Annotated in this window: 14 protein-coding genes, 1 tRNA gene and 1 pseudogene; 10 read left to right on the forward strand and 6 right to left on the reverse strand. The window is 67.5% G+C overall.

All coding sequences use genetic code 11. The features are described from left to right. Together BCL67_RS14615 and BCL67_RS15285 are read right to left on the reverse strand one after the other, a co-directional pair. Positions 1-190, reverse strand: a 190-nt coding sequence (locus tag BCL67_RS14615; RefSeq protein ID WP_146131199.1) for a helix-turn-helix domain-containing protein, incomplete at its 3' end; no start/stop codon positions are given. 132 nt (positions 191-322) lie between these two features. Continuing rightward, positions 323-511 (reverse strand): hypothetical protein, encoded by a 189-nt coding sequence (locus tag BCL67_RS15285; protein WP_146131200.1) that lies wholly within the window; start codon positions 509-511, stop codon positions 323-325. Between BCL67_RS15285 and BCL67_RS14620 the strand changes: the two genes are divergently transcribed. After that, complete coding sequence (locus BCL67_RS14620) at positions 510-992, forward strand: VOC family protein (protein ID WP_106124142.1); 483 nt, start codon at positions 510-512, stop codon at positions 990-992. The two genes, BCL67_RS15285 and BCL67_RS14620, sit on opposite strands and share 2 nt — an antisense overlap. 16 nt (positions 993-1,008) lie before the next feature. On the opposite strand, the gene BCL67_RS15560 is transcribed toward BCL67_RS14620, so the two are convergent. Together BCL67_RS15560 and BCL67_RS15565 are read right to left on the reverse strand one after the other, a co-directional pair. Further along, entirely contained in the window at positions 1,009-1,398 is a 390-nt protein-coding gene (locus BCL67_RS15560; protein WP_181256043.1) for an alpha/beta hydrolase fold domain-containing protein, read from the reverse strand. Beyond that, a complete protein-coding gene (locus BCL67_RS15565; protein WP_181256044.1) occupies positions 1,398-1,736 on the reverse strand; it encodes an alpha/beta hydrolase fold domain-containing protein in 339 nt (112 codons plus the stop codon). Before BCL67_RS15565 ends, BCL67_RS15560 begins: the two co-directional genes overlap by 1 nt. 43 nt (positions 1,737-1,779) lie before the next feature. Here BCL67_RS15565 and BCL67_RS14630 point away from each other — a divergent pair, with 43 nt between their 5' ends. The 3 genes from BCL67_RS14630 (at position 1,780) to BCL67_RS14640 (ending at position 3,983) form a co-directional block, all read left to right on the forward strand. Then, positions 1,780-2,286: a GNAT family N-acetyltransferase gene (locus tag BCL67_RS14630; RefSeq protein ID WP_106124144.1), complete on the forward strand. Its 507-nt coding sequence runs from the start codon at positions 1,780-1,782 to the stop codon at positions 2,284-2,286. A gap of 66 nt (positions 2,287-2,352) precedes the next feature. Then, positions 2,353-2,760, forward strand: coding sequence for a hypothetical protein (locus tag BCL67_RS15290; protein ID WP_146131201.1), 408 nt, complete (start codon positions 2,353-2,355; stop codon positions 2,758-2,760). 92 nt (positions 2,761-2,852) lie between these two features. Next, positions 2,853-3,983, forward strand: a complete 1,131-nt coding sequence (locus BCL67_RS14640; RefSeq protein ID WP_146131202.1) for an SGNH/GDSL hydrolase family protein — start codon at positions 2,853-2,855, stop codon at positions 3,981-3,983. A 71-nt stretch (positions 3,984-4,054) separates the two neighbouring features. Here BCL67_RS14640 and BCL67_RS14645 read toward each other — a convergent pair whose 3' ends face one another. Further along, positions 4,055-4,267, reverse strand: a complete 213-nt coding sequence (locus BCL67_RS14645; RefSeq protein ID WP_146131203.1) for a hypothetical protein — start codon at positions 4,265-4,267, stop codon at positions 4,055-4,057. 136 nt (positions 4,268-4,403) lie between these two features. On the opposite strand from BCL67_RS14645, the gene BCL67_RS14650 reads away from it, so the two are divergent. The 6 genes from BCL67_RS14650 to BCL67_RS14675 all read left to right on the forward strand — a co-directional run bounded on the left by BCL67_RS14650 (position 4,404) and on the right by BCL67_RS14675 (position 9,865). Then, positions 4,404-5,111: an NUDIX hydrolase gene (locus BCL67_RS14650; protein ID WP_106124148.1), complete on the forward strand. Its 708-nt coding sequence runs from the start codon at positions 4,404-4,406 to the stop codon at positions 5,109-5,111. After that, positions 5,108-6,385: a quinolinate synthase NadA gene (nadA, locus tag BCL67_RS14655; RefSeq protein WP_106124149.1), complete on the forward strand. Its 1,278-nt coding sequence runs from the start codon at positions 5,108-5,110 to the stop codon at positions 6,383-6,385. Before BCL67_RS14650 ends, nadA begins: the two co-directional genes overlap by 4 nt. Positions 6,386-6,394: 9 nt before the next feature. After that, positions 6,395-7,357, forward strand: coding sequence for a carboxylating nicotinate-nucleotide diphosphorylase (gene nadC / locus BCL67_RS14660; protein WP_106124150.1), 963 nt, complete (start codon positions 6,395-6,397; stop codon positions 7,355-7,357). Then, the gene (locus BCL67_RS14665) at positions 7,357-8,475 is read left to right on the forward strand and encodes a cysteine desulfurase family protein (protein ID WP_106124151.1); all 1,119 of its coding nucleotides are present in this window, start codon (positions 7,357-7,359) and stop codon (positions 8,473-8,475) included. The genes nadC and BCL67_RS14665 overlap by 1 nt, the downstream gene beginning before the upstream one ends. 86 nt (positions 8,476-8,561) lie before the next feature. Continuing rightward, positions 8,562-9,599: an L-glyceraldehyde 3-phosphate reductase gene (mgrA, locus tag BCL67_RS14670; RefSeq protein WP_106124152.1), complete on the forward strand. Its 1,038-nt coding sequence runs from the start codon at positions 8,562-8,564 to the stop codon at positions 9,597-9,599. A 192-nt stretch (positions 9,600-9,791) separates the two neighbouring features. Beyond that, a tRNA-Pro gene (locus BCL67_RS14675) sits at positions 9,792-9,865 on the forward strand. Between the two features lie 39 nt (positions 9,866-9,904). Here BCL67_RS14675 and BCL67_RS15690 read toward each other — a convergent pair. Continuing rightward, positions 9,905-10,192: pseudogene (locus BCL67_RS15690) on the reverse strand (IS481 family transposase); the annotation flags it as partial.

Below are 10,192 nucleotides of genomic sequence, written 5' to 3' on the forward strand. Positions count from 1 at the left end.
CGGGGCGAGAGGCTCGATCTTGGAGTCCCTTCTCCCCCTCAGCGCGGTAGCGAGCGACCCAGGTGGCCACGGTGGGACGCGAGACTCGGAACTCCGCCGCGACATGGGCCTTGGGGATCCCGTCACTCAGGTGGCGGGTGACCATGCGCAGTCGTCCGGTCGGGGTCAGGGGTGCGTTAGCGTGGATCATGAGCGGGCTCTTCTCCTGCGGATGGGTGGTGTCGTAACTTCCATCCTGTGGTGGGGAGCCCGTTCCTCATCTCATCAACGCACCCGTGGCAAGAACCTCATGCCCCACAACATCTAGGGCGCCGCACCTGAACTAGTCCGAATGGGTGCCTGCGGGCTTCGCCAGACCGTCGAAGGGCTCCATCGCGCGCTGGAACTCCTCTCGCTGGCCCGCAGGCACCGTCGTGACTCCGTACTCGATCCGCACTGACTGCTCGGGCCGCCCGATGAGATGGACCGCATGCACATCGTGTTGACCTGGGCGACGTACCGTAGCTTCCATGGAGATCGCTCAGCTCTACGCCACCGCCGTCCGAGATGCCGACCAGCTCATCGAGTCGCTGGGCGTGCGAGATGAACTGGTCCAGAACGACACCCTGTGCCTCCATGTCTCGAGCAACGATGGCTACACGCGGCTCAAGCAGGAGCTGGCCCTGATCGGTGAGTGGATCAACGAAAGCCTGGTCAATGGGCGGCTGATCGCGGTGTTGGGGCTGTATGAGCCGCTCCGAGCGCATGGTTGGAGCGTCAGCTTCGTCGAGCTGCCTCAGCCCAAGACCGGTTCTGAGCTCGACGGTCTCAGACACCTGCAGTTCGTGACGCGCACCGGCATCGAGAGCTTTCGTCGCAGATTCCCCGAGCTCGAATTCAGAGAGACCGGCAACGCCCGCAATCGGCTCTTGGAGATCACCGAGGGCGACGTCGTCGTGCGCTTCCACGACAAGAACCTGGGTGCGGTCATCGAGTGGGAACAAGCAGACTGACCCTGAGGGCGGGTCGCTACACGAATGCGACCCGGACCGCCTCCGCGATCTCCTCGTACACCGGCCGGACGACGTCGCGGCCGGCGCCTCCCATGTTGAACGCGTGGCCCACGCCTTCCAGATCCAGGTGACCGATCAGGGCGTCTGCCGCGTGCAGGCGCTGCGCGTACCTTCTGGCCTCCTCGCGCAGGATGTCGTGCTCGGCTGAGATCACGAGTCCGGGAGCGATCCCCACCAGTGCGGCCGTGTCCGCATCTGACGCCGGAGAGACGAGCCGGTCGGTTCGCAGCCGCACATCGGGGCAGTAGGCGGAGTTGAACACCGGCCCCATCCTGACCAGGAACTTCTCCTGGCCAGGTGACCATTTCTGAGCCGCGGGAATGCTCAGATCCAAGGCTGGGTACATCAAGACCTGAAGTGCGACTGTGGCGCGGGAATGTAGTCGAGATTGATCACCGTGACACCGGCGTGGAACGCGATGAACCGGCAGAGGGGATCGTCCTGCTGGGGGTGCCGGATGACGAACCCACCGCCGTGCAGGTTCAGGTACACGCCGCCGCCCGCCGGGCCCGAAGGCGGGGAATATCGGATCGCCCGGAGCTGGCCGTGTCGGGTCGGGACGGTGATCTCTTCGGTGGTGGCGGGCACCTCGGTGAACGCGACCTCCGACGGCAGCCGGGGACCGCGCGGAGCTCGTTGCATCAGCTTGGCGGCGCCGTCGGCGAGCCATACGGGCAGAACCATGTGCAGTCTCTCCTTTCACCGGTATCAGCCTATTCTTGCCCCCATGCCGATTCCCCCGCCCACCGCACGACTCAGATTCCGCCTGATGACCGACGCCGACCTCGAGGACATGGCCGCGCTGCTCGGCGACCCGGTGGTCATGCACTACTACCCGGCCCCGAAGTCACGCGCCGAGGCTGCACAGTGGATCGCGAACTCCCAGCGCCGCTACGCCGAGCATGACTACGGTCTCTGGATCATCGAGACGCTCGACGGCGAGTTCCTCGGCGACTGTGGCCTGACCTGGCAGTCCGTGAACGGCACGCCCAAGCTCGAGGTCGGTTTCCGGGTGCGGGCTGAGAGGCAGCGCCAGGGCTACGCCACCGAAGCCGCGCTCGCCTGCCTGACTTTCGCCCGCGAGCACACCGAGGAGCCCGAGCTGGTGGCGATCCTGCACCCGGAGAATCGCGCCTCGGAACGGGTCGCCGAGAAGCTCGGGATGCACCGAGTCGCCGATGACCTCGCCGGCCCCATCCCGGTGCGCGCCGTCTACAGCATTCCGCTGAGATGACGCGCCGGCGCAGAGAGCGACAAAAACACCTGACGAAATCGATTTGCTATATGCGATAGTTGGAGGATGGATAACCACTCCCGGCTACCTGCTCTGGCGATTGCCATCACCGTACTTGTCGGCGCCTCTGCGTGTTCCAGTCAGGCCGAGAAGTACACCGATCTGACAGAAGAATCCGCCAGCGAGAAGCCGCTTCCAGAAGCTGTTCGTACCGGGAACATCGATCTCGAATCCACCCGTTGGGTGGGGGAGCACGAGGGCACCGAGCTCTGGCTGGGCTTGGCAGCAGACGAGGCGGGAATGTGCCTGGTCATCTATCCGAACGCCGAGCGGTGGGTCACCGGCTGCTCGTCGGGCGATGAGGTGAACGTCAGCAACGGTGGCGGATGGGACTACCGCGTACGCCCGGACAACATCGAACTTCCGGACGGGGCGGTCCCGGTCTCACACAACGTCTTCGTCACCGATCGTTAAGCGCCAGCGACCCGGTGAATTCGAGGGATCCAAAGGGATTCATGCCATCAGTGAAGCACAGCGCACTGCTGACATGCCTGTAGCCTGAGTCCATGCCTTCTCGTCGTTTTGCAGTCGTGTGCACTGCCCTGCTGTTGGTGCTCTCAGGCTGTGCCGGTGAGGCGCCCGCAGAGGACAGCTTCCCCACGGTCCAGTTCAATGAATCGCTGACCCAGGACGTGACGACGGAGCAGATCGAGGACTGGTCGGCTCAGGACCTCCTCCCCGTGGCACCCGCCCATGGTGGCGCCTTTGAGACGATGACGAATGCCCTCGGTGCCGCCGACCCGGCGCCGGATGTGGTCATCTTCGGCGACTCCATGACGCAGCAGGGCGTCGATCCGGCGGAGCTGGGGCAGCTGTTGTCTGAAGCGACCGGCGACGACGTCTCGGTCTTCAACGGCGCGAGCAGCCGGGCCCGCTGGGGGATCAACCGCCTGCTCGCCCGCTACATCGTCAGCCTCGACGAGCTGCCGTCGGTCGCGCTGATGGGCATCTCGACCCGAGCGGCCGAGCGGGACGACTTCTACACCTCAGAGGGTGCGAAGTCACCGTTCTCCTCGATGGTGGAAGGATGCGACCGGCCCGCCAGCGACGCCTGGGGCGAGGCAGACGCCGCACGCTGCGAACGCGACGTCGCGGACCCGCTGTTCCGGTTCCGCACCGGCGGGGGTCAGGTGGTGCGGGCCGAGGAAGGACAGCCGGCCCAGACCAGCCTGCGGATCAGAGAAGGCAGCCGACTGCGTTCAGACGGCTTCATGATCCACCCCGGGGTCAGCGCGGCCGAGGCCGAGGAGATCAGCGACACCCGGATGGAGCGGGGATTCCCCGGCTTCCCGACGGTGCACGATGAGGCTGTCGCCGACTTCGGCGAGGCCGCTGATCTGCTGCGCAGCCATGGCGTGACCGTGCTCGCCTTCGAGATTCCCTACACCCCGGTGCATCAGGCGAACCTGGAAGCGGAAGGACGGAATTACGACGCCCGCCGGCAGGAGTCAGCTCAGGCTCTGACCGACCCGCATGACGTCCGGCTGTTCCCCGTGGACGAGTTCGGCTCCTGGTGGGGAGATGACCACAGCCGGGATGCCATCCACCTCGCACCCGAGGGCGCGACCGAGTTCGCGCGACAGCTCACCGAGATCCCAGGCTTCCTCGACGAGGTCCAGGCCGGCCTCGCCGACTGACAGTCGCGTGGAGCGGCGCTGCCGGCCGCGGCCCAGCGCTCACCGCAGCGGGCTCGTCCGGCGGAACGGTCTCATCTGGGTGGACCGCTCCCCTGCCGGGGCGCTCCGGAGTCCCGCTGCGCCCGCGCCGCCGTCCAGCGCGCAAGCAGCACCGTGACGACCATCGCGATCGCGATGGCCACCGCCCAGCGGACCAGCATCGGGACATCGGTGTACACATCCATCAGGATGTTCACGGCCAAGGCCACGACGGCACTGCAGGCGACCACCAGGGATTGACGCATGGACGTCATCGTTCCAGCCCAGGGCGCTCCTGCATAGAGGTGAAGCGCACCCGGAGCAACTATCCAGACCCCTTCGGGTTGACGTGACCATATGAGCTGCACCATAGTGTCACTGTCACCTTAAGGAGGCCTCGCCATGGCCGCGCCGTCGAACCTGCAGACCGAGCTCGCCGTGAGCACGGTGGTCTTCGCACTGCGCCCGCATCCGGAGACCGGGGAGCTCACGCTCTGGCTGCCTCTGGTGCGCCGGATCCGCGAACCCTTCCTCGGTCATTGGGCGCTCCCCGGCGGGCCCCTGGAGCCGGACCAGGATCTGGCCAGCTCCGCTCGATCCACGCTGCTAGAAACCACCGGGCTGGCTCCCCGGCACCTGGAGCAGCTCTACGCCTTCGGCAATGTGGATCGTTCCCCCGCGAGCACCCGTGTGGTCTCCATCGTCTACTGGGCGCTGGTGCGCCAGGACGAGGACGCCGACGCGGTGGAGGGTGAGAACCTCGAATGGTTCCCCGCCGATGACATCGCCGAGGAGGCCGGGGTGCTGGCCTTCGACCACGGCGTGATCCTCGACTACGCCCTGGACCGGCTGCGCGCGAAGGTGACCTACTCCCCCATCGCGCACGCCTTCCTGCCCGAGCGGTTCCCGCTGGCCGAGCTGCGCCGGGTCTATGAGGCGATCCTCAACCGGGCGCTGGACCCCTCGAACTTCCGCCGCCAGATCCTCGCCCAGGGCACGGTGGAGGACACCGGCGAGCGCATGACCGGCACCGCGCACCGCCCGCCGCGGCTCTACCGCTCCAACCCCCACCGCACCCGCTACACCCTCACCATCCAGGAGACACCATGACCGCCTCGGTCCATGACCTGATCACCCTGACTCCGAAGGAGAGCTGCAACACCAAGCTGGCCGCCGGACCCTGGGACTTCGACACCGTCCCGGGCTATGGGCCCGGCTCCTCGCAGGCCGATCGACTCCCGGACCCGGTCTCCCGGCCCGGTCAGCTGCCCGAGCGCTACCAGCTGATGCCGGAGCCGCAGCTGCACGAGCGGATCCTGGCCGCGAAGGCCGCCCTCGGCGAGGAGCTGGTCATCCTGGGCCACTTCTATCAGCGCGACGAGGTCGTCCAGCACGCGGACTTTGTGGGTGACTCCTTCCAGCTGGCTAATGCGGCGCTGAGCAAGCCGGAGGCGAAGACCATCGTCTTCTGCGGGGTCCACTTCATGGCCGAGACCGCCGACATCCTCTCGACCCCGGAGCAGTCGGTGATCCTGCCCAACCTCGCCGCGGGCTGCTCGATGGCCGATATGGCGGATGAGTCCTCGGTGGAAACCGCCTGGGAGGAGATCTGCGAGACCTATGGCGTGGATCCGGAGAACACCGCTCCCGACGCGGCGGGCAAGCTGCCGATCCTGCCGGTGACCTACATGAACTCCTCCGCCGCACTGAAGGCCTTCTGCGGCCGGCACGGCGGGATCGTGTGCACCTCCTCCAACGCCGCCACCGTCCTGGAGTGGGCCTTCGAGCGGGCGCACCGGGTGCTGTTCTTTCCCGACCAGCACCTGGGCCGCAACACCGCAAAGGCCATGGGGGTCCCGCTGGAGCAGATGCCGCTGTGGAATCCGCGCAAGCCGCTGGGCGGGAACACGGCCGAGCAGCTGCACGAGGCCAAGGTGCTGCTCTGGCACGGGTTCTGCTCCGTGCACCGGCGCTTCACCGTGGACCAGATCAGCCAGGCCCGCGCGGCCAACCCCGAGGTGAAGATCATCGTGCACCCGGAGTGCCCGATGGAGGTGGTCGACGCCGCCGACGCGTCCGGCTCCACCGATGCGATCCAGAAGTTCATCGCCGCCTCCGCCCCCGGGGACACCATCGGGATCGGCACCGAGATCAACATGGTCAACCGGCTGGCCGCCCAGTACCCGGACCGGACCATCTTCTGCCTGGACCCGGTCATCTGCCCGTGTTCCACGATGTACCGGATCCACCCGGGCTACCTGGCCTGGGTGCTCGGCGAGCTGGTCCAGGGCCGGGTGAACAACCAGATCAGCGTCGACCCGGGGGTCTCCGTGCAGGCGAAGGTCGCGCTGGACCGGATGCTCGCCGCCAAGCCGAAAGCCTGAAGGGACACTGTGGACACCCAGCTCTCCACCCGCGAGATCGACGCGGTCATCACCCTGGCGCTCGCCGAGGACATCCCCTTCGGTGATCTCACCAGCACCGCCTTCGTGCCCGCCGAGGCCACCGCACACGCCCAGCTGGTGGCGCGGGAGCCCGGCATCCTGGCTGGAGGCGAGATCTTCGCCCGCACCTTCGCCGCGCTGGACCCCGCCGTCGTCGTGCGTCTCGAGACCGACGACGGCGCACGGTTCATCCCTAAGGATGTCCTGGCCAGCGTGGAAGGCCCTGCCCGGGCAATCCTCGGCGCGGAACGGGTGGCGCTGAACCTGATCCAACGTCTCTCCGGAGTGGCCACGCTGACCAGCGCGTATGTGGCGGCCGTGGCGGGCACCGGGGTACGGGTCACCGATACCCGCAAGACCACCCCTGGACTGCGCGTGCTGGAGCGCTACGCGGTGCGCTGCGGCGGCGGGCACAATCACCGCTTCTCACTCTCCGATGCGGTGATGGCCAAGGACAACCATCTGGCCGTGCTGGGTGACTCCCCCGAGGCGCTGACCCACGCGATCCTCGCCGCCCGCGGGCGCCTGCCGCACACCACCCATATCGAGGTCGAGGTGGACCGGCTCGAGCAGATCACCCCGGTGCTCGCCGGCGGGGCCGACACGATCATGCTGGACAACTTCAGCCTCGAGGACCTGCGCCGCGGCGTCGAGCTCATCAACGGCAGGGCCCTGGTGGAGGCCTCCGGCGGGGTGAGCCTGGAGACGATCGCGGGGATCGCCGGCACCGGTGTGGACCTGATCAGCGTAGGCGCCCTGACCCACGGCGCCCGCGCCCTGGACCTGGGATTGGACATGGACCTGCGGCCGGGCCTGGACACGGATGTGCACACCGGGACCGGCATCCATGTGGAGATCGATCCGGTGCTCGCCGCGGAGCTCGAGGCGGACGGGCCGGGGACCACGGGCTGATGCTCTACCTGGACGAGTCCGCCGCGGCGCCGGTAAGACGCGAGGTGCTCGAGGCGATGTGGCCGCACCTGACCGGGTACGCGAACCCGTCCAGCGTCCATGAACCCGGGGCTGCGGCGTCCCGGGCGCTGGAGGCCGCCCGCGCCGAGGTTGCTCGGCACCTCAACGCCCGGCCGGCCGAGATCATCTTCACCTCCGGCGGCACCGAGTCCGACAACGCCGCGCTCAAGGGCATCGCGCTCGCCGACCCGCGCGGGCGCCACGTGCTGATCTCCGCGCTGGAGCACCCCGCGGTCAGCGAGTCCGCGGCCTGGCTGGGCCGACTCGGCTACGAGGTGGAGACCGTGCCGGTCGACGACGACGGCGTGGTCACCCCTGCCGCGCTGGCGGCGAGGCTGCGTCCGGACACCACCCTGGTCTCCATCCACTACGCGAACAACGAGGTCGGGACCATCCAGGACATCGCAGGACTGGCTGCGCTCTGCGCCGAGCAGCGGGTTCCGTTCCACACCGACGCGGTCCAGGCGGCCGGAACCCTGTCTCTGGATGTGCAGGCCCTCGGCGTCAGCGCGATGAGCCTGGCCGGACACAAGCTCGGCACACCCAAGGGCACCGGAGTGCTGTACCTGCGCCGTCGCACGCCGTTTGAACCGCTGATCCATGGCGGCGGCCAGCAGCGGGACCTGCGCTCGGGCACCGAGAACGTCGCCGGAGCGGTCGGGATGGCGACGGCGCTGCAGCTCGCGTCTCAGAGTGACGTCACAGGACTGGCGATGCGGCGCGAGGGGTTCATCGAGGCCGTGCTGGCCCGGGTGCCCGGCGCGCAGCTGACCGGGCATCGGACCCGCCGGCTGGCCGGACACGCGTCCTTCGTGCTGCCCGGGCGCAGCGGGGAGTCGGTGCTGCTGGATCTGGAGCGTCAAGGGATCTTCTGCTCCTCCGGCTCGGCCTGCGCCGCGGGGTCGAGTGAGCCGAGTCCGGCGCTGAGCGCCATGGGGTACTCACCGGAGGTGGCGCAGACGGCGGTGCGGTTCAGCTTCGGAGACTCCGTGACGTCTGAAGACCTGGACCGCGCGGCGGCGGCCCTGCCGGGTGGAGGACCGGCTTCGCAGGCGTAAGGTGATCAGGGGCCCGCCTCCTGTCTGGACCGGCCGGGCCTCCCCCGAGACTCAGAACACTGACACCGCGAACTTCAGGAGCCACCATGTACGTTCCCGCAGAAGACCGTTACGACAACGCGGAGTACCGCCGCGTGGGCCGCTCCGGCCTGGTGCTGCCCCCGCTCTCGCTGGGGCTCTGGCACAACTTCGGTGACGACTTCGCCCTGGAGAACCAGCGCGAGATCATCCACATGGCGTTCGACCATGGGATCACCCACTTCGACCTGGCCAACAACTACGGGCCTCCCCCAGGATCGGCGGAGATCAACTTCGGACGGATCCTGCGCGAGGACTTCACCGGGCTGCGCGATGAGCTGATCATCTCCACCAAGGCCGGCTGGACCATGTGGCCCGGCCCCTATGGCGGTCCCACCGGCAGCCGCAAGCACCTGCTCTCCAGCCTGGACCAGTCGCTGAGCCGGATGGGCCTGGACCATGTGGACATCTTCTACTCGCACCGCCCAGACGCCGACACTCCGCTGGAGGAGACCATGTCGGCCCTGGACTCGGCGGTCCGTTCCGGCAAGGCGCTCTACGCCGGAATCTCCTCCTACTCAGCCGAAGACACGATCAAGGCGGCCGCGATCCTGAAGGATCTCGGCACCCCGCTGCTGATCCACCAGCCCTCCTACTCGATGCTCAACCGTTGGATCGAGACCGAGGGCCTGCTCGACGCGGTCGACGACCTCGGCGTCGGGGTCATCGGCTTCAGCGCACTGGCTCAGGGCATGCTGACCGACAAGTACCTCGACGGGGTGCCCTCGGATTCACGCGCCGCGACCAAGGGCTCCTTCCGGGATGACTTCCTCACGGAAGAGAACCTCGGGCACATCCGCTCGCTCAATGACATCGCGGCCGTCCGCGGCCAGAGCCTGGCGCAGATGGCGCTGGCCTGGGCGCTGCGCGATGACCGGGTGAGCTCCCTGGTGATCGGCGCCAGCCGACCTGAGCAGCTCAAGTCCAACCTGGCGGCGCTGGATCAGCGCTCCTTCAGCACCGAAGAGCTGGACGCGATCGATGAGCACGCCGTCGACGGCGGCATCGACATCTGGGGCTCGGCCCGCAAGAGCACCAAGGGCTGATTCATCCTCGACGGTGAGTCCGGCGGGTGGGGCGCGGATGCGTCCGCTCTCCACCTGCCGGACTCGCTCGCTGCAGGTCACGCACCGGGCGTGAGACCCGCGGCAGCAGCGGCGCCCGAGCTCGATGCGCGCTTGAGCCGGATCATGCGGTAGACTTTCCTGGTGCTTCCGGCCAGTTTGCCGGAGTATTTTCGGGCTATAGCGCAGCTTGGTAGCGCGTCCGTCTGGGGGACGGAAGGTCGTGGGTTCAAATCCCGCTAGCCCGACAGTGTCCTGTCTCAATAGATAGGAAACACCCCGAACCGTCAGGTTCGGGGTGTTTTGCTTTGTGGCTGATACTTCCGTGAAGGGTCCAGGACGAGGTCTCTAAAGATCTCACCGGTGCGGTAGTCCACGACCATGATGTGGCGGTCTTTGACCAGCAACACGACGCGGGTTCGGGCGTGGGTTCGCCCCACCCCGATGTGATACATCCTGGATTCGTACCGAAGAGTCACCGTCCCATTGATATCAATCCGGTCATGCCGGTACCGGGTCTCATCCGGACCCAACGGCGAGGGCCCATCCTTAGCCCTGCCGATATAGGCCGCATA

The organism is Nesterenkonia sandarakina, from assembly GCF_003003175.1.
In the GTDB taxonomy this organism is placed as follows: domain Bacteria; phylum Actinomycetota; class Actinomycetes; order Actinomycetales; family Micrococcaceae; genus Nesterenkonia; species Nesterenkonia sandarakina_A.